The organism is Brevibacterium marinum (assembly GCF_011927955.1).
Lineage (GTDB): Bacteria > Actinomycetota > Actinomycetes > Actinomycetales > Brevibacteriaceae > Brevibacterium > Brevibacterium marinum.
The window spans coordinates 1,851,680-1,871,864 of sequence record NZ_JAATJN010000001.1; the positions used below are offsets into that span (position 1 = coordinate 1,851,680).

Genomic DNA, 20,185 nt, shown 5'->3' on the forward strand with positions numbered 1-20,185 from the left:
GATCCTCTTGGGGCGCAGGTGCTGTGCAGTGGATGAACATGACCAAAGGAAACTCAATACATGTCGAAACGTGTGACCACGATGCTGGCAGCGGGGGCGGCAGTGTCAATGTTGACTCTGCCGGGCATCGCGCCCGCCGTTGCAGCGCCGTTGGGCGGTGGCTCCCAAGAGGAAGCGGCATCTGAGACAAGCACCGCGGAGGCATCCCCGGCCGAGGGCTCCGCACCCTCCCCGGCCAACGGTTCCGCAGCATCCCCGGCTAAGGACTCCGCACGCTCCCCGCAGGCGGCAGCGGGCACGAAGGTCCAGCTGCTCAACATCACCGACTTCCACGGTCGCATCTCCGAGGCAGGCACCCAGGTCGCCTCCGTCGTCGAGAAGCAGCGTGCCGACTACGCGGCGCAGGGCGACACCGCCGGAACCGGACTCCTGTCCGCCGGTGACAACATCGGCGCCTCGACCTATGCCTCTTCCTCACAGGACGACACCCCCACCCTCGACGTGCTCAACGCACTGAGTCTGCGGACCTCCGCCGTCGGCAATCACGAATTCGACAAGGGCACCGACGACCTCACCGGTCGAGTCTCTTCCGAGGCCGACTTCCCCTATCTCGGCGCCAATGTCTACGATGCGGGAGGCACCGACGTCGTCGACGGGCTCGACGAATACACCCTGATCGATGTCGGCGGTGTCTCGGTCGCCGTCATCGGCGTCGTCACCAAGGACACGACGTCGTTGGTCTCTCCTGACGGAATCGCCGGTCTCGAAATCGGTGACCCGACGGAGGCCGTCAACCGGGTCGCCGAGGAGATCGAGGACCTGCCCGCCGGCGAACAGCCGGACATGACGGTCGTCGAGGCCCACCTCGGCGCCAATTCCACCGACAGTCTCGGTGAGGCCGAAGATTCCAACGCTGAGTTCAAGAAGCTGGTCACCGAGGCCGACGCCTCCATCGACGTCCTCTTCACCGGCCATACCCACCTCCCGTACTCCTTCGACGCACCCGTGCCGGGCGAGCCCGACCGGACGCGACCCGTCCTCGAAGCCGGCAGCTACGGATCGGTCGTCGGACAGGTTCAGCTCGAGGCCGACGGCGAGGGGAACTGGACGACCGAGGACCAGGCCCTGCTGTCGACGAAGGACAAGAGCTTCGACTCACCCGTCGTCGACGAGGTCGCAGCGATCATCGACGACGCGGAGGAGGCGGCGAAGGGGCCGGGCTCGGTCGTGACCGGCGAGATCACCGAGGACATCACGCGAGCGTTCGTGCTCGACGAAAACGGTGAGCCCACGACGGATCCGAACGGCGATCTCATCGATGACCGCGGTGCCGAGAGCACCCTGGGCAACCTCGTCGCCGACGCCCTCAAGGACGGTGTCGAGGGCACTCAGCTCGAATCCGCCGACTTCGGGATCACCAATCCCGGCGGCGTGCGCACCGACCTCGACTGCGACCACATCTACAACACGGAGGAGGAGTGCGAGGTCACGGCCGCCGAGCTCAGCGGCGTGCTGCCGTTCGCCAACGACCACGGGGTCGTGACGATGCAGGGCTCCGACGTCATCGACCTGTTCGAAGAGCAGTGGCAGCCCGATGGTGCATCACGCCCGTTCCTGCACCTGGGCATCTCCGATGAGCTCGAGGTGGTCTATGACTCCGACGGCGAGGCCGGGCAGCGCGTCAGATCCATCGAGGTCGATGGAGAGAAGCTCGACCCGGACCGGGAGTACCGGGTCGCGACCTTGAGCTTCCTCGCCGCCGGGGGAGACAACTTCTCTTCCTTCACCAAGGGCGAATTCGAACTCTCGGGCGTCACCGACTTCGAGACCTGGGTCGACTACTTCGAGGAGAACACGCCGGTTGCCCCGGACAAGGACGAACGTCAGGCCGATATGAGAGAGGACGTCATCGACAACGGTGACCTCACGGTCGACCTCAGCGCCCCGACCGACGGCATCGAACCCGGTGAGAGTGGGGACTTCGTCCTCAGCACCAGCGCCGAGGCGGAGGTCGCCGGACCCGTGGGTGTGACCGTCGATCTGCCCGAGGGCTACACCGCGACTGCAGCGGAGGCGGCGTCGACCGGGACCGAGGCGGCTTCGACCGGGGCCGAGGCGGCGAAGAGGTCCGGAACAGCCAAGGCGCCCGAGGTCACGGTGGACGCCGCCGAAACCGTGACCCTCGAATCGATCCCGGCCGGGGAAAGCGACATGGCCATCACCGTCACCGCGCCCGAGGACGCCGCCGGAGACGTCACCGCCGAGGTCGGTCTCATGGCCGGCGACGCAGACTGGTGGGACGACAATCCGCTGCCGGTCTCACACGTATTCGACGCCACCGCCCAGGTGATCGACGAGGCGAACGCCTCGACAGGCGACGACGGCAGTGCCGAGGCAGCCGGCTCCGACGCTGCAGGATCAGACGCAGCCGACTCCGATGCGAGCGGTGACGCCTCCGGATCGGACTCCTCGGGAGCGGATGCGAATGCCGACGGAGCGGACACGGATGCCTCCGGGACCGCCTCGGCGAATGCGGACAGCAGGGGAGCGGACGCGGAGGGCGCGAAGGACGGCGCGGATCTGCCGCGCACCGGCTTCGAGGCCCTGAACCTGGTCGCGGCCGCATTGGCACTCATCGTCGCCGGCAGCATGGGCGTGACCATGGTGCGCCGCCGACGAGCCACCGTGTGAGGTGGGGACTCAGGCGGAGTCGCTGAGGGCCGTCCGGTCGTCGTCTGCCCACTGCTTCGGTTCGAAGGTCTCGAGGTGGACGAGCACGGGAACGAGGAAGAGAATGCCCACGGCGGGGACGACGATGCCCGAGTCGTTGATGATCGTGCCGACGCCCAAGAGGATCGCCAGGCTGATCATGCCCGCCCGCAGCAGCGGGATCCGCTCATAGGTGTCGGTCAGTCCCTGCAGCGAGAACCGCTGTGGGCTCAGCGCCAGCCAGAACACGCCGATGATGATGAGCGGCAGGATCAGCGTCATCCACGACTGGGTGAGGATGTCGATGTTCATGCCGATTTTGCGCGTGAGCACACCCAGGGCCTCGCCGTTGATGATGGACTCGAAGAACCGTCCGAAGTGGGTGCGCTGATCGGCGGGACGCAGCCAGTCGATGAACAGGACGGCCAGCATCACGAAACCGGCGATGCCCACCGTCAGCCCGAGGCGCTTGAGCGAGAATCGGATTCCCGCGGCCGCGAGGACGAGGTAGGCGACGCCGATGATCAGCGTGGGCACGGATCCGAACTTCGTGCCCAGGCCCGGGGCCGCGAGGATGACGCTCGAGACGAGGATCGGCACCGTGACGATGAGGATGCGCACGATCGGCCGAGTCGTCATCGCCGCGAAACCGGCCACTGCCAAAAGCAGAGCACAGCAGTACAGCGCGAGCGCGGAATTGCCGATCCCGTAGAACCTCGAGGCGATGAGCAGCGGCTCGCCCAGCAACGTCGACATCTGCAGCTGCGAACCGGTGACCACGTCGTAGGCGAGGACGAGGACCGAGACGACGGCGACGAACAGCGTCGGCCCCAACTTGTACCTGCGCCAGGGGCCCAGGAGGGCAATGGATCCCAATATCAGTGACCAGCCGGCCAACGCCCCCAGCATCGCGATATCCGGGTTCGTGGCTCGCTCCCACGGCACGGTGTTGACCAGAAATGTCGACACCGGCAGGGCGGTGAAGACGATGCCCAGGCGATAGGCTCCCGAATGGACGAGGGCGCGATGGTTCGTGCGCAGGAACCAGGCCAGGGCCAGAAGACCGACCATGAGCGTGGCGACGACCGGGAAGAACCAGGTCGACAGCTCGCTCTGAGTCTTCACGGCCACCTGACGGTCCAGGACGGCCTGGAAACGCGACTCCCAGCTGCTGCCGGTGTTCTCGACCGTCATCGGCGCTCCGGCCGCATTCTGCATGGATTCGCCGCCGCTGAGTTCGACGAGCGTGGGCGCGATGTCGGGGACCTGGACCAGGCCCGGCTGCCGTGTCGAAGAGGAGGTCAGCAGCCCCGCGTCGCTGCCGGGTTCAAGGACCATCGTCGCCTGCATCGAGGAGCTGTCGGTGGCTCCGTCGGCGATCGAGGAGAAGATCACGGGCGAGTATCCGGAGGAGAAGCCCTGGGAGACGTCGCCGTTGCCCCATCCGGTGGCTTCGAGGATCGCGCCGACACGTCGGTCGAGGTCCCTGAGGGAATATCCGTCGGAAGCGGTGTCGCCCAGGTCGATCAGGGTCAGTTCACCGGCGTCCGAGGCCCGGGCCGCCCTGTCTGCGAGGTCGTCGTCGATCCCGGACCAGCCCTCGACGCGTCCCTCGGGGTCGCCCGCCGCAATGGCCGCCCCCGGCCCGAAGGCGTTGATCTGAGGTACCGCCTCGGCGAGGCCGCCCAGCATGGCGTCGTAGTTGTCGGCACGGGCAACCTGCGAGTAGACGTCCCAGTCGGCGACCCAGCCGTCGAGGGGCGGCAGCGGTTCACGGCACTGCTGTCGCGGTTCGTCGGCGGCACGCCGTCCCGATCCCACCGCCAGCCAGCCGTCGACGGGACAGCTGGTGGCCCGCACGCTGCGCGGAGTCATGGCCCCGATCTGCGAGGCCTGCATCATCTTCCACAGATTCGGGGTGGTGCGGGGATCGAGGTCTTCGAAGCTGAACCCGGAGACCCCGATGAAGATCGGTGCCGCATCCGCCGAGGTGGCCGAATCTTCCGTGGCCGCCGGTGCCTCGACGTCGGGCGAGCCTCCAGCGGCAGACGAAGCCTGCGGGCCAGTCGTGTGCGCACTCGTCCCGGAGGCCGGAGCGAGACCGAGCACGAGGAGTGCGATGACGAAGGTGCCCAGCAGCAGACGGATCGGCACTGCAGTCGCCCTCATGGTCGATCCGTCCCGTCCTCGGGCGGTACCACCGGGGCGTCCTCGGCTGATGTGTCCTCGGCCGACGTTACCGGCGTGTAGCTGACCATGAGGATGGTCCGCCCGCTGCGTGGACGCGACCGGTCTGCGGCCTGACTCTTGTGAGAGCGACCGCCCCTCTCGTGCGGGCGATCAGCGCCCTCGTCGGGCCGATTGTCCCGGTCGTGCACGGGGCCGACCTTGTCGTGGTCGTGCTCGGCGCTGAGCGCGAGCAGGTAGGGAAGCAGCACCATGGCTCCGGTCGAGGGCACGGCGATGCCCGAATCCGTCAGCACCAGTCCGACGCCCAGACCCGTGGCTGCGGCGAGGAATCCGAAGTGGATGTCCCGGTCGTCGAACACCTGGGGCAGGCGTCCGCGCCATCTGGTGGTCAGCCTGCCCAAGCGGGTGCCGGTGGAGACAGTGGGGAAGTGGAGCAGATAGCGGAGGAAGAACAGGATCGCAATGACTGCGAGAGGGGTGACGATCGCCAGAGCCGGATTGATCTGAATGATGTGGAGATTGGCACCGAGCTTCCGACCGATCACCTGCAGGGCCTCGCCGCTGACGATCTGGTCGAAGAAGTTCCCGAAGTGCGAGCGGGCACCCGGCTCCCGCAGCCAGTCGAGGAACGCGATGCCCAGCAGCACAGCCAAGGAGACGAGGCCGATGAGCACGAGGCGGACGAAGGAGAGACGGATGCGGCTGACGAGCGCCAGCAGAACGAGGAGCCCCGCCAAGGTCGCGATCGTGCCGCCGAACTTCGCACCCCAGGACGGGTTGCCCGAGACGAAGACCGCGAACAGACCGAGGGCGAGGGGCAGGACGAAGACCAGTCTGTGATGCCCCCTCCTCCGCAGCCAGGAGATCGCCAGCCCGAGGAAGATGAACAGGCTGACGATGAAGATCGCCGCACCCTGGTTGCCGAGACCGTAGTACCGGCCGCCGACGATCGGGTTGTAGCCCAGAAGCGAGTTCCCCTGCAGGTGGGAACCGGTGATCAGATCGAATGCGAGGATGAGGAAGCTCAGCAGCGCCAGCGCGGCCACGCGTCCGCGCCAGGTGCGGCCCCAGGGCGGGATGAGGGAGAGACAGAAGAGGATCACGGCGGAGCCCGCCACGGACACTGCCAGGCCGAGGCCGGGATGCGGCAGCCGGGCCCACGGGAACAGGCCCGCCATGAACGCGCCCATCGGCACGGTCGCCACAGCCAGCGAGACCCAGGCGAGGACTCGGTGCACGGCGGGCGCGGTCGTCGCCCCGCCTCGGCGGCCGAGGAGGGTGCGACTGAGCAGCACTCCGCACAGGAGGAAGAGGACGTAGAAGGTGATGTCGAGGATGAGGGAGAACGTCGACAGGTGCTGGTAGATCGACGTCGCCTTCTGCGAGGCGGACACGAGGTCGTCGAGGCGCTGCTGCGGTTCGTCCTCCGTGGGCGTGAGGTCGAAGGAGATGCCGCTGGGGGAGTCGATGCCGGATCGGTCGAGGATGCCCGGAGCCAGGTCCGTGAGCTGGACCAACCCCGGGGTGCGGGTGCTCGCCGTGGAGATGTCCGCCGGTCCGTAGCCGGGACCGGAGGCGATGAACGCCCGCAGCTGCGGCAGACCCGAACTGTCGCCGAGGCCGGCGACGATGATCGTAGGGTCGGCGTCTCCCTCAGTTGCGGAGCTGCGCACCTGCTCCAATCTGTCGCCGAGGCGTTGGTCCGCCTCGGCGACCCGGGCCTCACGGTCGAAGACGGTCGGGACGGTGTAGGAGTAATCGGGGATCGGGTCGTAGAGCCAGGTCGATGAGCCGATCGAACCCAGGTCCACGATGTCGAGTCGGCAGTCGGTCGCGGCCGCATCGTCGGTGTAGTTGCGCACGAGGCCGTTCTCGTCGGCGACGGCATAGGCCGCGCCGGGCCCCTCTGCGGCGACACAGGACTGCCCCTGGTCGCGGACGAGGCGGGCGAGCATTCCGTAGTCCACCGAGTAGCCGGAGTCGACGTTGGGCTCCTTGATGCTCTCGAAATCGTCGATCGTCGCGGTGGTCGCTCCGTCGGCCGAACTCACGGCGAGATCTTCATCACTCGTGGCTGCCGTGTCGCCCGTGGTCCAGTCCGCGTCGTCGGCCTTCGCCTGGGCCTTGTCGACGGCTTCGGGCGTCGTCGACGGCGCGCTCAGCGACGGGCAGGTGGCGGTGTTGCCCTCTTCGTCCGGGTCGGTCGGCGGGCCCGCCTCGGCGCGGGCACCGGAGCCCAGGGACAGCCATCCCGAACCCGGGCAGGTGGCCGAGCCGATGGTGCGCACATTGAGGTTGGCCGCGGCACCGTCGGCGAAGAGCGCATAGAGGTTGGGAGTGCGCGCGGGATCGATGTCGTCGAAGGTCAGGCCGGGTATGCCGAAGACGATCGTCTTCCCCGCGGGTGCTGCCTCGTCTCCGGCCGACGCCGGTGCGGCCTCGTCTGCCGGCGGTGCCGGTGCTGCTTTGTCTGCCTGCGGTGCCGGTGTTCCCGCTGCCGGGGCGGCGGATGCTGATGCGGCGGCCGGGCCGAGCACCAGGACCAGGAGCCCGAGAGTCAATCCCAGCACCAGGAGTCTGATTGCGGGGAGACGCTCGGGTGGGAAAGATGAAGGTGGCACAGGACAATAGTATCGGCTCGGCTTTCCACCCGTGCTGTCACCGGCCTGAGCGTTTGCTCCGCGGGTGAGAGTGCATGTATATTTGATTGTCGTTGTGTGTGCCCGTCGTGCTCCCTTACATAGCCTCATGCGTTGCAGGCCCGTAGGTGAGGGGACGATTTCGGCGGGCGGACCCGATTCAAGACAACTAGTGTCTCGACTCATCAGACTCACGACCCGATGAGTCCACAGCACTACACCAAGAGATACGAAAAGAAGGCTACTTTTGCGTACGTACACACCCAAGCCCGGCGATATTGAGCGCCAGTGGCACGTCGTCGACGCCACTGACCTGGTGCTCGGTCGTCTTGCCTCCCAGGTTGCACGCCTGCTGCGCGGCAAGCACAAGGCCACATATGCTCCTCATATCGATACCGGTGACTTCGTCATCATCATCAATGCCGACAAGGTCGCATTGACCGGTGCGAAGCTCGAGAAGAAGCGCGCCTACCACCACTCGGGCTACCCGGGCGGCCTCAAGAGCGTCAACTACGCCGAGCTCCTCGCCACCAACCCCGAGCGCGCAGTCGAAAAGGCTGTCGGCGGTATGGTTCCGAAGACTCGCCTCGGACGTGCCCAGATGCAGAAGCTGAAGGTGTACACGGGGGGAGAGCACCCCCACGCCGCTCAGAATCCGCAGCCGTACGAACTCAGCCAGGTCGCGCAGTAAGCGCGCCCTAGCTCTAGACATACCGAGGAGAACCGTGGCTGAAGAGACCACCGCGACAGAATCTGTCGAAGAACCGATCGCAACCGAATACACATCGGAGACCCCCGAATCCGCAGGTCTGGGCGAACAGACCGCCGGCGGACGCGGACAGTCCCTGACCGCTCCCGGCAGCGGAGTCGGCCGTCGCAAGCAGGCAGTTGCCCGCGTGCGCCTGCTCCCGGGGTCCGGTGAATGGACCATCAACGGACGCAGTCTCGAAGAGTACTTCCCGAACAAGCTGCACCAGCAGCTCGTCAACGAGCCCTTCCGCCTGCTCGACCTCGAAGGACGCTTCGACGTCGTCGTGCGCATCTCCGGCGGCGGACCTTCCGGCCAGGCCGGAGCCGTCCGTCTGGGCATCGCCCGTTCGCTCAACCAGATCGACGAAGAGGCGAACCGTGCCGAACTGAAGAAGGCAGGCTACCTGCGCCGCGACGCACGCGTGCCCGAGCGCAAGAAGGCCGGTCTCAAGAAGGCCCGTAAGGCACCTCAGTTCTCGAAGCGCTGATCTCACTGTCAAGGCTGCTCTTGGTCTGCCACTGAAGAGCAGCCATCGACAGTTCAGCTCGATGAACACCGCAATGCGGCCCCGAACCGGATTCGGGGCCGCATTTCGTGCATTCACCCACTTCTCAGCCCCTCGCTCCTCAATGCAGGCGGCGGACATCTCCCACCGATTTCGGCCTCGCACGGTCCGGCACCACCGCCTCGGCGGCTCCATCGACTAATATCGACACGAAATTGAGGAAAGGACTCTCCATGACACGACTGTTCGGCACCGACGGTGTCCGCGGGCTGGCCAACCGCGACATCTCCGCGCGACTGGCGCTCCAACTCTCCGTTGCGGGTTCGCGGGTTTTGACCCGCGGATGGCCGGAGGGCAGGCGTCCCTTCGCCGTCGTCGGGCGCGACACCCGTGTCTCCGGTGAGTTCCTGTCCTCTGCGATCAGCGCCGGCATCGCGTCCGCCGGAGTCGACGTGCTCGATGCGGGAATGCTGCCGACGCCGGGCATCGCCAGTGTCGTCAAGGACACCGGGGCGGCCTTCGGCGTCGTCATCTCCGCCTCCCACAATCCGATGCCGGACAATGGCATCAAGTTCTTCGCCGCGGGCGGGACCAAACTCGATGACTCGGTCGAGGACGCGATCCTCGAAGCCCTCGACCAGGATTGGGAACGCCCCACCGGCGCCGAGGTGGGGCGCATCTCGCGTTACCCCGCCGCTGCCGATGAATACACCGAGACCCTCGTGGCCTCCGTCGATGCCGAGGGCACGCGCCCGCTGTCGGGGCTCAAGGTCGTCGTCGACTGCGCCCATGGCGCCGCGTCCATAGTCGGGCCCGCGGCCCTTCGGCAGGCCGGCGCCGAGGTCATCGTCTCGGCCGCCGAACCCGATGGCTTCAACATCAACGACGGTGTCGGCTCCACACACCTGGATCCGCTGCAGCGCCTCGTCGTCGAGACCCAGTCCGACCTGGGTGTGGCCTTCGACGGTGACGCCGACCGCTGCCTGGCAGTCGACTCACTGGGACGGGTCATCAACGGCGACCAGCTCATGGGCATCCTGGCGATCGGGCTCAGAGAACTCGGCGAGCTGAGAGGCAACACCCTGGTCACCACCGTGATGTCGAACATCGGGCTCCGGCATGCGATGGACAAGTACTCGATCAAGACCGTCCAGACCGCAGTCGGCGACCGCTACGTCCTCGAACGCATGCTCGCCGACGGCTACGTCCTCGGCGGGGAGCAGTCCGGGCACGTGCTCATGCTCGACCACGGCACGACCGGCGACGGGGTGCAGACGGCCCTGCACCTGATGAAGCGCATGGCCGACTCGAAGCGCACGCTGGCCGACCTCGCCGCCGAGATTCCCCAACTGCCGCAGGCACTCGTCAACGTCAAGGGCGTCGACAAGTACGGCGTCGATCACCCCCGAGTCGCCAGCGAGATCAATGCCGTCGAGACCGAGCTCGAAGGCTCGGGCCGCGTCCTGCTTCGGGCCTCGGGCACCGAGCCGCTGATCCGCGTCATGGTCGAAGCCGAGTCAGAGGACATCGCCCAGGCCCAGGCCGAGCGTCTGGCCGCCACCGTCAAGGAGCACCTGACGCTGTAGGCCCCATTCCGCTCGACCGTGAAGGTGTTCTGGGCGGCTTCCGAGGCCCCTTGTCGATGCCCGATATGAGGAGTATTTTAACAATTACGTCGCCTGTGATTTGCACAGACATATGAAGCTTCCAAAGGAGGAATTCATTATGACCGACGTAAGGGTCACCGAACCCGCTCCCATCGCGACTCGTTTGGCCGATCCGCTTCCGCTGGGAATCGGAGCCTTCGCTCTGACCACCTTCGTGTTGAGCATGTTCAACGCCGGACTGCTCGATGCCGCGGCTGAACCGGCGGTCTTCGGACTCGCCCTGGCCTATGGCGGCATCGCCCAGTTCGGCGCCGGAATCTGGGAATTCGCCCGTGGCAATACGTTCGGAGCCACGGCTTTCTGTTCGTTCGGTGCGTTCTGGATATCGTTCTGGTGGTTGACCGGATTCGCCGAACTGCCTGAAGAGGCGGCGTCTGCCGGTCTCGGCATCTACCTGCTCGCCTGGGGCATCTTCACTCTCTACATGATCATTCCGGCCATCAAGGTCAATACCACCGTCCTCATCGTGTTCATACTGCTCGCCATCACGTTCTTCCTGCTCTCGATCGGCGAGTTCGCTCAGAATGTCACAGTGGGCCACCTCGGCGGCTATGCCGGGCTCGCAACCGCACTGGTCGCCTGGTATGCATCATTCGCGGGGGTGACGAACGAAACGTTCGGCAGACAGGTCATCCCGATGGGTTGAGGTGCGATTTCTCCAAGCTGTAGTCTCACGAACAGGCCGATGATCACCGACAGCTCGACACCTGAGGACGTGCCGGGGATCGTCACGGCGATACGAAGGAGTAGAAAATGGCGAACAAGCACACCATCGAGGAACTGAGCTATGAGGCGCGGACCTTCGATCCTCCGGAGGAGTTCGCCGCACAGGCGAACGTGACGGCTGAGGAATACGACAAGGCTGCCGCCGATCGCATCGGCTTCTGGGCCGAGAAGGCCGGAAGGATCACCTGGGACAAGCCCTTCGACGAGGTTCTGGACTGGTCCGATGCTCCCTTCGCCAAATGGTATGTCGGAGGCCGACTCAACGCCGCCTACAACTGCGTTGACCGCCATGTCGAGGCGGGCCTGGGCAAAAGGGTGGCCTACCACTTCGAGGGCGAGAACGGCGATACCCGCACGATCACCTATTCCGACCTGCTGCGCGAGGTGTCCAAGGCCGCCAATGCGCTGACCGAGCTGGGCGTGAAGACCGGCGACCGGGTCGCCATCTATATGCCGATGATCCCGGAGACCGTCTTCGCCATGCTGGCGTGCGCCCGAATCGGTGCCCCGCACACGGTCATCTTCGGCGGCTTCTCCGCTCATGCCATCTCCGACCGGGTCAAAGACTGCGGTGTGGAATTCGTCATCACCGCCGATGGCGGCTATCGGAAGGGCAAGCCTTCCGGTCTCAAATCCGTCGTCGACGAAGCCATGCAGGAATGCCCCGAGGTGCGCAACGTCCTCGTCGTGCAGCGCACCGGTCAGGACATCGACTGGCAGGAGGGCCGGGACCTGTGGTGGCACGAGGTCGTCGACAGGCAGAGTGACGAGCACACGGCCGAATCCTTCGACTCCGAGCACCCGCTCTACATCATGTACTCCTCGGGCACCACGGGCAAGCCCAAGGGAATCATGCACACCACCGGGGGCTATCTCGTGGGAACGTCCTACACCCACTGGGCGGTGTTCGACATCAAACCGGAGACGGACGTCTACTGGACGGCCGCGGACATCGGCTGGGTGACCGGACACTCCTACATCGTCTATGGTCCCCTGGCCAATGCCACCACCTCGGTGCTCTACGAAGGCACACCGGACACCCCGCACCGCGGTCGGTGGTGGGAGATCGTCGAGAAGTACAAGGTCTCGGTTCTCTACTGTGCACCGACGGGCATTCGGACCTTCATGAAGTGGGGTCGGGAGATTCCCGCCGAGTACGATCTCTCCTCCCTGCGGCTCCTCGGCAGCGTCGGAGAGCCGATCAACCCCGAGGCCTGGATGTGGTACCGGGAAGTCATCGGAGGCGACAGGTGCCCGGTCGTCGACACCTGGTGGCAGACCGAGAACGGCAATATCCTCATCAGCCCGCTTCCCGGAGTGACTGCGACCAAGCCGGGCGCGGCCATGCGTGCTCTGCCGGGAATCGTCGCCGACGTCTACGATGACGAGGGCAATTCCGTTGCACCGGGCAACGGCGGCTATCTCGTCATCAAGGAACCCTGGCCGGCGATGCTGCGCACCCTGTGGGGAGATGAGGAACGCTTCCGCAAGACCTACTGGTCACAGTACCCGGACGTCTACTTCGCCGGCGACGGTGCCAAGATCGACAAGGATGGAGACATCTGGGTGCTCGGCCGTGTCGATGACGTTCTCAACGTCTCCGGTCACCGAATGTCGACGACTGAGATCGAATCGGCCCTCGTCTCCCACGACATGGTCGCCGAGGCGGCCGTGGTCGGAGCGCGGGACGACACCACCGGCCAGGCGATCGAAGCCTTCGTCATCCTCAAAGAAAGCGCCGATGGCGGCGGTGAAGACGTCGTCAAGGAACTGCGCAACCACGTTCGCGCCGAGATCGGACCGATCGCAACACCACGGTCGATCATGGTCGTGCCGGATCTGCCCAAGACCCGTTCAGGCAAGATCATGCGCCGCCTGCTCAAAGACGTGGCCGAGAACCGTGAGATCGGTGATGTCACCACGCTGGCGGACTCTTCGGTCATGGACCTCATCCAAGAGGGGATGTCCGGGGACGCGAACTCCTGATCACCTGAGTGCGCCAGGCTCGCGGCGTAATGCAATCAGCTCGCGCGCCGTGCCCTGCCCTCAGGTGGCGGCGAACTGCGTGGCGTAGAGTTCGGCATAGCGTCCGCTCTGCGCCAGCAGTTCGGCATGGGAACCCGATTCGACGATGCGCCCGGCCTCGACGACGAGAATCGTATCGGCCTGGCGAATCGTTGAGAGCCTGTGTGCGATGACCATGGCGGTGCGCCCGCTCATGGCCCGAGTCAGCGCCGATTGAACGGCGGCCTCGTTCGTCGAGTCCAGGGCCGAGGTCGCCTCGTCGAGGACGACGACGTCCGGGGCCGCCAGCAACATGCGCGCGATCGTCAGGCGCTGACGCTCACCGCCGGAGAGCCTGTATCCGCGCTCACCGACGATCGTGTCCAGACCGTCGGGCAGCGAAGCGATGACGTCGTGGAGCTGTGCTCCGTCGATCGCTTCGTGCAGTTCGGCGTCGCCGGCCTCCGGCTTCGCCAAGGACAGATTCTCCCGGATGGATTCGTGGAATACGTGTCCGTCCTGTGTGACCACGCCGACGGTCTTGCGCATGGTCTCATAAGACAGGTCGCGCACGTCGACCCCGCTGATCGTGATGGACCCGGAGGTGACGTCGTAAAGACGCGGAAGCAGCGAGGCGATCGTCGACTTTCCGGCACCGGAGGATCCGACCAGGGCGACAGTGTGACCGGCCGGGATCGTGAAGTTCAGGGAATGCAGAACCTCGTCCCCGCCCCTGGAATCGAGGACGGAGACGTCCTCGAGACTGGCGAGGCTGACCTGGTCCGCGCTGGGGTAGGCGAAGTCGACGTCGGAGAACGTCACGTCGAGCCCGCCCGCGGGCAGCGACTTCGGCGACTTCGGTTCCTTGATGAGCGGGACGAGATCGAGGATCTCGAACACACGCTGGAAGCTGACGACGGCGCTCATGATGTCCAAGCGAGCATTCGCGAGCATAGTCAGCGGAGTGTAGAGCCTGGTCAGCAGCAGTGCGAGCGTGACGACCTGGCCGGCGTTGAGGTTGCCGAGAACAGCCTGGGCACCGCCGATGCCATAGACAAGCGCCAAAGCCAGGGCGGAGACGAGCGTCAACGAAGACACGAACGTGGACTGGAGCATGGCGACCTTGACACCGATATCGCGGACCTGAGCCGCGCGATCGGAGAACTCCTCGTTCTCGGTCTTCGGATTGCCGAAGAGCTTGATGAGGGTCGCGCCTCCCGCTGAGAAGCGCTCCGTCATCCGTGTCGACATGTTGGCCGTGTTGTCAGCGGCCTGGAACTGGAGCGAGGCGAGTCGTCCGCTGAGCAGCTTCGTGGGGATGATGAACAGGGGCAGCAGCAGGATCGACATGACAGTGACCTGCCAGGAGATCGTGACCATCACCCCGACGGTCAGCGCCAGCGAGACGAAGTTCGACACGATGCCCGAGAGAGTGTTCGAGAACGCGCGCTGGGCCCCGATGACATCGGTATTCAGGCGCGAGACCAGGGCACCGGTCCGGGTGCGATTGAAGAACGCGATCGGCATCTTCTGCACATGGTCGTAGACTGCGGTGCGCAGATCGAAGATGAGTCCCTCACCGATCTGGGAGGACAGGTACCGGTTGGCGATCGTGATCCCGGCGTCGGCAATGGCCAGTCCGCCGATCGCCACGGCCAGCCAGACTACGGTCTCGACGGGACCGCCGCTGGTGATCGCGTTGACGACGTCACCGGCCAGGACCGGATTGAGGACGCCGATGACGGCCGTACCGACGGAAAGGGCGAGGAAGACGATGAGCTTCCTCTTGTGCCGGGTCGCGAACGTTGCGATCCGCCGGTAGGTGCCGGGCTTGATCGTCGTCTGCGGGGTCTTCTTGTTCGACACGGAGCTGAACATCACCCTGTGCGCTGACTGCAGACTCATATCGGCCTCATTTCCTTGGTGGCGTCCCGGCAGGGACGGTCGACGTCCGGACACAATCGGACACAGCGGTCCTCGGGTTCGAAACCGGTGCTGGGCGCGCCAGTGTGCGGCGATGGTTCGCCGGCGCCGACGAGCCGATGATGTCCACGGCTCGCCATCGCCGGCTCACATTGGTTTCAAACCATGCACTGAGTGCAACTGCGCGGGCGTGGAATCTATTTCCCCGACGAGCCGATCCGGGCTGCAGGTGAGTGACGTCACCTCGCCCCTCACAGCTTGCGCAGCTGGACCTTGCGGATCGTGTGGTCGTCCGATTTGTGCAGCACCAGGTCGGCTCGACCGCGGCTGGGCTGGACGTTCTCCCGCAGGTTCGGGAAGTTGATCGAGTCCCAGATCTCCGTGGCCAGAGTGACCGCCTCGTCGTCATCGAGCTTCGAATAGCGGTGGAAATAGGAGTCGGTGTCCTGGAAGGCGCCGTGCTTGAGCTTGAGGAACCGGGAGATGTACCACTGCCGAATATCGCGGGAGCGCGCGTCGACGTAGACGGAGAAGTCGAAGTAGTCGCTGATCGACAGGCCCAGCGTCCCGTCGCTGCGGGGCCGGGCGGGTTGGAGGACGTTGAGACCCTCGACGATGAGGACATCGGGGGAACGGACGACCACCTCGGCGCCGGGGACGATGTCATAGGTGTGGTGCGAGTACACGGGGGCACGGACCTCGGGGGACCCGGACTTCACCGCGGAGATGAATCGCAGCAGCTTGCGCCGGTCGTAGGATTCGGGGAACCCCTTGCGGCCACCCAGACGCCTGCGCTCGAGCTCGGCATTCGGATAGAGGAAGCCGTCGGTGGTGATGAGCTCGACGCGGGGAGTGTCGGGCCAGCGGGCCAAGAGTTCGCGCAGGACACGGGCGGTGGTGGACTTGCCGACCGCGACGGAACCGGCCACACCGATGACGAAGGGGGTCCGCTTGGCCTCCTGCGGCTCGAGGCCGAGTTCGTGGAGCGGGGAGAAGAACTCGCGGGTCATCTCGTGTTTGCTGCGGCGGGCGGAGACGTAGAGGTTGAGCAGTCGCGACAGGGGCAGGTACACCTGCGCCACCTCGTCGAGGTTGATCCGGTCGCCCAGACCGCGCAGACGTTCGATGTCGCGCTGTTTCAGCGGCAGGGGAGTGGCCTGGGCCAGGGCCCCCCAGACCTCGCGTTCGAACTCCCAGAAGGGGGAGGTCGGTTCCGCCTCGGCTTTGCGGTTGGTGTTGAGGCCGGCGAGGCGACGCGCACGGTCAAAGGCGGGATCGACGTGTGACATGGCCACAATTGTGTCATGCGTCATGTGACCGGCAATCGCCGAGGTGGTCCGATGCGACGTTTCTTGACTCGATTGCGTAAAATTCCCCTCATGTGTGGAATCGTTGGTTATGTATCCAAAGCAGACGTTGACAATGCTGATCACGCGGCCCTCGATGTGGTGCTCAGCGGCCTGAGACGGCTCGAATATCGGGGCTATGACTCCGCGGGAGTCGCCCTCGTCACTCCTGCAGGTGAGTTGGAGACCGCGAAGAAGGCCGGCAAACTCTCGGCGCTGACCGATGAGCTCGACGCCAACCCGCTGCCGCAGGCGCAGACCGGCATCGGCCACACCCGCTGGGCCACCCACGGCGGACCGACCGACCTCAACGCCCACCCGCATGTGGCAGGCGACGGGAAGCTCGCCCTCATCCACAACGGCATCATCGAGAACTTCGCGCAGCTGAAGAAGGACCTCACCGGCGAGGGCGTCGAGTTCGAGTCCGAGACCGACACCGAGGTCGCGGCCGCCCAGCTGGCCAAGAACTTCCAGGACACCGGGGACCTGACCGCCGCGATGCGCGTGACCGCCACGCAGCTCGAAGGCGCCTTCACCCTCCTCGCCGTCCACGCCGACGCGCCCGGCCGGGTCGTCGCCGCTCGCCGCAACTCGCCGCTGGTCATCGGACTGGGCGAGGGCGAGAACTTCCTCGGCTCCGACGTCGCCGCCTTCATCGACTACACCCGCACCGCGGTGGAGATCGGTCAGGATCAGGTCGTGACCATCACCCCGGAGACCGTGGTCATCACGGATACCGACGGCAACGAGGTCGAGGGCGACCGGTACGAGGTCGACTGGGACACCGCTGCCGCGGAGAAGGGCGGATTCGCCTCCTTCATGGACAAGGAGATCCACGATCAGCCGCAGGCCGTCGCGGACACCCTGCTGGGTCGCCTCGACGTCGACGGCAAGCTCACCCTCGACGAGATGCGCATCGACGAGACCGTACTCAAGACCATCGACAAGATCGTCGTCATCGCCTGCGGCACCGCCGCCTACGCCGGCCAGGTCGCCAAGTACGCGATCGAACACTGGTGCCGCGTGCCCGTCGAGGTCGAACTCGCCCACGAGTTCCGCTACCGCGACCCGGTCGTGACCGAGAAGACGCTCGTCGTCGCGATCTCGCAGTCGGGAGAGACCATGGACACGATCATGGCTGTCCGCCACGCCCGCCAGCAGGGCGCGAAGGTCATCGCCATCTGCAACACCTTCGGATCGACCATTCCCCGCGAATCGGACGCCGCCCTGTACACACATGCGGGCCCGGAGATCGCGGTCGCCTCGACGAAGGCCTTCCTCTCGCAGGTCGTCGCCTGCTACGTTCTGGGCCTCTACCTGGCGCAGCTGCGCGGCAACAAGTTCCGCGACGAGATCGGCGTCATCCTCAAGGAGCTGCAGTCCATCCCGGAGAAGGTCCAGAGCGTCCTCGACAACGACAAGGAACAGGTCCTCGCTCTGGCTCGCCGCAATCAGGACGTCAACTCCGTGCTGTTCCTGGGCCGCCATGTCGGCTACCCGGTGGCGATGGAAGGGGCGCTCAAGCTCAAGGAGCTCGCCTACATCCATGCAGAGGGCTTCGCCGCCGGTGAACTCAAGCACGGACCGATCGCGCTCATCGACGACGGTCGTTTGGTCATCATCGTCGTGCCGTCCAAGCGCGGCCGCGATTCGCTGCACGCCAAGGTCATCTCGAACATCCAGGAAGTCCGTGCCCGCGGTGCCAACACCGTCGTCATCGCCGAGGAAGGTGACGAGGAGGTGCGTGAGTTCGCATCCGAGGTCATCTACGTCCCGCAGACGACGACGCTCATGGCTCCGCTGCTGACCACGGTTCCGCTGCAGATCTTCGCGATGGAACTGGCCACGGCCAAGGGTCTCGACGTGGATCAGCCACGCAACCTCGCCAAGTCCGTGACCGTCGAGTAATCAGTTCACAGCAGGCGGATCGTGTGCCCGGTGGGGACGCGACCGCCGGGTTGAGGGAGCACAATGGCCATTCTGGGAATCGGGACCGACATCGCCGATGTGCCGCGCTTCGCCGAGCACATCGAGCGCGTGCCCGAGCTCCTCGACCGTCTGCTCACCCCGGCTGAACAGCGAGGGCGCACCGGCAGGCGCCGCACGGATGCCTCCTTGGCGGCGAGATTCTCCGCCAAGGAGGCACTGAAGAAGGCGATCGGCTTCCCCGGGTGGCTGCCCTGGCAGTCCGCCGAGGTGGTCCCCGCGAGGTCCGGTGCGCCCTCATTCCGCCTGCGTGGCCTGGTGCTCGAACACTTCCATCTCATCGGGGCCACCGACATCCACCTGTCGATCACCCATGACGCGAATCTGACGATGACCTTCGTCGTCGTCGAAGGCGAAGGTCCGTCGCTGAGCCCGAGCGTGGACTGGGACGCGGAGCACTTCGGGTAGTTGCCCGGGGATCGTGTACGACCTTCGTCGAACGCAGCGCCAAATGGTGGCTGCTGCGGGACAGGGACCGAGCATGACTCGGTCAGAATGATAAACGGCTCTGAGGTTTCGGACACCACGGCCGTCCTTCCCCCGAGAAAGCCTCGCGCGTTTTGACCCAGATCGAGAAACATCTTCCTCGTCCTACAGGCCTGCGCCGAGGACAATCGACGGCTCTACGTCCCAGAATTTGCAAAACTAGGCTCGGATTCTGGCAGGCAAATCAGCCATATCGACATCAAATTCGCCCAGTGCCGGAATCTAGATATACACTGAAAGTATCACTTTCGATACAATCGGGGCATGTCGAAATTTGTATCTGAAGTGCTGGACCTCGCTGCGGAGCAAAATGGTCTGCTGACGACACAGCAGGCGCAGCGTCGCGGAATCTCCCGCCTTGTGCTCAGCCGCCTCGTCAACCAGCACGCAATCTCGCGCCTCGCTCATGGCGTGTATGCCACACCTGAGGGTTCAATGGGGCAGCATTCTGAGCTTAGAGCAGCTTGGCTGTCACTCGATCCTCAACGGTTCGCATTCGAGCGACTAGAAGGAGATCCCTCCGGGTTTACGGTCACTCACCGATCTGCCGCAGAACTATGGGGCATCGGGCAGCTCATTCCTGACAAAATTGAGTTCGTATCAACAGTGAGAAAACGGACGAGCGGGAAGATGTCCGCCTGCGACGACGTGCGATCACCAGCGATGACATCACGATCGTCGAGGGCATGCCGTGCACAACGGTAGAGCGGACAATCGCAGATCTCATCGAGTCCTACGAAGATCTCTCACTGGTCGCCGATGCTTTCGGGGACACCACATTTGGCAAGGTCGACTTTGACCATCTGCGTGCAATCCTTGGCCCTCTTGCGAATCGGAATGGGTTCGAAGACGGTTCTGATTTCGTGCATTTTCTCATGACGGGCTCCAGTGAGCTTGAGTACAGTGTTCTAACATCACTGCTTGCTGGTCCCCTGAAACCACTGATGGACTCCATTCGCCCACAGCTGCCACGGCTAGTTCTCAATTCGCCATCGTCTCCAGTTTTTCAAAAGGCAGTGGCAAACATCATGAAGAATGCGTCGCCGAACCTGATGAAGAACATACTTGGCCCCTCGAGGCGGACTGCTCTCGGCGTACCGCGAGCTACTCAACTTCCTGGCAAAGCTCTGTCAAAGACGATCGGCAAAACAAAAGATCCCATAGATGTGGGTCGAGACGGGAGCAAGTCGCTGATCCGGCAGGACTCAGGCAGTGATGTGAAGTCTAACGAGGAGCCTGTCGATGAGTGAATA

At 65.0% G+C, this 20,185-nt stretch carries 14 protein-coding genes; 10 read left to right on the top strand and 4 right to left on the bottom strand.

Annotated features, from left to right (window positions below):
• The first annotated feature begins 60 nt into the window (after nucleotides 1–60).
• Complete coding sequence (locus BKA07_RS08125; protein ID WP_167950458.1) at nucleotides 61–2,691, top strand: bifunctional metallophosphatase/5'-nucleotidase; 2,631 nt, start codon at nucleotides 61–63, stop codon at nucleotides 2,689–2,691.
• A 9-nt stretch (nucleotides 2,692–2,700) separates the two neighbouring features.
• On the opposite strand, the gene BKA07_RS08130 is transcribed toward BKA07_RS08125, so the two are convergent.
• Nucleotides 2,701–4,878, bottom strand: coding sequence for a hypothetical protein (locus BKA07_RS08130; protein ID WP_167950459.1), 2,178 nt, complete (start codon nucleotides 4,876–4,878; stop codon nucleotides 2,701–2,703).
• Nucleotides 4,875–7,520, bottom strand: coding sequence for a hypothetical protein (locus tag BKA07_RS08135; RefSeq protein ID WP_209043909.1), 2,646 nt, complete (start codon nucleotides 7,518–7,520; stop codon nucleotides 4,875–4,877). The genes BKA07_RS08130 and BKA07_RS08135 overlap by 4 nt, the downstream gene beginning before the upstream one ends.
• Before the next feature lie 265 nt (nucleotides 7,521–7,785).
• Here BKA07_RS08135 and rplM point away from each other — a divergent pair, with 265 nt between their 5' ends.
• The 5 genes from rplM (at nucleotide 7,786) to acs (ending at nucleotide 13,173) form a co-directional block, all read left to right on the top strand.
• Nucleotides 7,786–8,229, top strand: a complete 444-nt coding sequence (gene rplM / locus BKA07_RS08140) for a 50S ribosomal protein L13 (protein ID WP_167950460.1) — start codon at nucleotides 7,786–7,788, stop codon at nucleotides 8,227–8,229.
• 34 nt (nucleotides 8,230–8,263) lie between these two features.
• Nucleotides 8,264–8,776, top strand: coding sequence for a 30S ribosomal protein S9 (gene rpsI / locus BKA07_RS08145; RefSeq protein WP_167950461.1), 513 nt, complete (start codon nucleotides 8,264–8,266; stop codon nucleotides 8,774–8,776).
• 251 nt (nucleotides 8,777–9,027) lie between these two features.
• Nucleotides 9,028–10,380 (top strand): phosphoglucosamine mutase, encoded by a 1,353-nt coding sequence (glmM, locus tag BKA07_RS08150; protein WP_167950462.1) that lies wholly within the window; start codon nucleotides 9,028–9,030, stop codon nucleotides 10,378–10,380.
• 139 nt (nucleotides 10,381–10,519) lie between these two features.
• Nucleotides 10,520–11,107, top strand: a complete 588-nt coding sequence (locus BKA07_RS08155) for an acetate uptake transporter (protein WP_167950463.1) — start codon at nucleotides 10,520–10,522, stop codon at nucleotides 11,105–11,107.
• A 107-nt stretch (nucleotides 11,108–11,214) separates the two neighbouring features.
• Nucleotides 11,215–13,173: an acetate--CoA ligase gene (gene acs, locus BKA07_RS08160; protein ID WP_167950464.1), complete on the top strand. Its 1,959-nt coding sequence runs from the start codon at nucleotides 11,215–11,217 to the stop codon at nucleotides 13,171–13,173.
• A 60-nt stretch (nucleotides 13,174–13,233) separates the two neighbouring features.
• Here the strand turns inward: acs and BKA07_RS08165 are convergent, their stop codons facing one another.
• Both BKA07_RS08165 and coaA read right to left on the bottom strand, forming a co-directional pair.
• Entirely contained in the window at nucleotides 13,234–15,096 is a 1,863-nt protein-coding gene (locus BKA07_RS08165) for an ABC transporter ATP-binding protein (RefSeq protein WP_167950465.1), read from the bottom strand.
• Between the two features lie 269 nt (nucleotides 15,097–15,365).
• A complete protein-coding gene (gene coaA, locus BKA07_RS08170) occupies nucleotides 15,366–16,403 on the bottom strand; it encodes a type I pantothenate kinase (protein ID WP_167950466.1) in 1,038 nt (345 codons plus the stop codon).
• Nucleotides 16,404–16,493: 90 nt separating this feature from the next.
• On the opposite strand from coaA, the gene glmS reads away from it, so the two are divergent.
• From glmS to BKA07_RS08190, 4 genes are all read left to right on the top strand, one after another.
• Entirely contained in the window at nucleotides 16,494–18,368 is a 1,875-nt protein-coding gene (gene glmS / locus BKA07_RS08175; RefSeq protein WP_167950467.1) for a glutamine--fructose-6-phosphate transaminase (isomerizing), read from the top strand.
• 63 nt (nucleotides 18,369–18,431) lie between these two features.
• A complete protein-coding gene (locus tag BKA07_RS08180) occupies nucleotides 18,432–18,854 on the top strand; it encodes a holo-ACP synthase (protein WP_167950468.1) in 423 nt (140 codons plus the stop codon).
• 342 nt (nucleotides 18,855–19,196) lie between these two features.
• A complete protein-coding gene (locus BKA07_RS19910) occupies nucleotides 19,197–19,637 on the top strand; it encodes a type IV toxin-antitoxin system AbiEi family antitoxin domain-containing protein (RefSeq protein ID WP_167950469.1) in 441 nt (146 codons plus the stop codon).
• A complete protein-coding gene (locus BKA07_RS08190; RefSeq protein ID WP_167950470.1) occupies nucleotides 19,619–20,182 on the top strand; it encodes a hypothetical protein in 564 nt (187 codons plus the stop codon). Before BKA07_RS19910 ends, BKA07_RS08190 begins: the two co-directional genes overlap by 19 nt.
• Nucleotides 20,183–20,185: the final 3 nt, after the last annotated feature.

Bases quoted from the DNA above. Each gene is read 5' to 3' on its own strand.
- BKA07_RS08130 (WP_167950459.1), bottom strand. From the start codon at position 4,878: ATGAGGGCGACTGCAGTGCCGATCCGTCTGCTGCTGGGCACCTTCGTC.
- acs (WP_167950464.1), top strand. From the start codon at position 11,215: ATGGCGAACAAGCACACCATCGAGGAACTGAGCTATGAGGCGCGGACC.
- glmS (WP_167950467.1), top strand. From the start codon at position 16,494: ATGTGTGGAATCGTTGGTTATGTATCCAAAGCAGACGTTGACAATGCT.
- coaA (WP_167950466.1), bottom strand. From the start codon at position 16,403: ATGTCACACGTCGATCCCGCCTTTGACCGTGCGCGTCGCCTCGCCGGC.
- BKA07_RS08180 (WP_167950468.1), top strand. From the start codon at position 18,432: ATGGCCATTCTGGGAATCGGGACCGACATCGCCGATGTGCCGCGCTTC.
- BKA07_RS19910 (WP_167950469.1), top strand. From the start codon at position 19,197: ATGTCGAAATTTGTATCTGAAGTGCTGGACCTCGCTGCGGAGCAAAAT.
- BKA07_RS08125 (WP_167950458.1), top strand. From the start codon at position 61: ATGTCGAAACGTGTGACCACGATGCTGGCAGCGGGGGCGGCAGTGTCA.
- BKA07_RS08190 (WP_167950470.1), top strand. From the start codon at position 19,619: ATGCCGTGCACAACGGTAGAGCGGACAATCGCAGATCTCATCGAGTCC.
- BKA07_RS08155 (WP_167950463.1), top strand. From the start codon at position 10,520: ATGACCGACGTAAGGGTCACCGAACCCGCTCCCATCGCGACTCGTTTG.
- glmM (WP_167950462.1), top strand. From the start codon at position 9,028: ATGACACGACTGTTCGGCACCGACGGTGTCCGCGGGCTGGCCAACCGC.
- BKA07_RS08165 (WP_167950465.1), bottom strand. From the start codon at position 15,096: ATGAGTCTGCAGTCAGCGCACAGGGTGATGTTCAGCTCCGTGTCGAAC.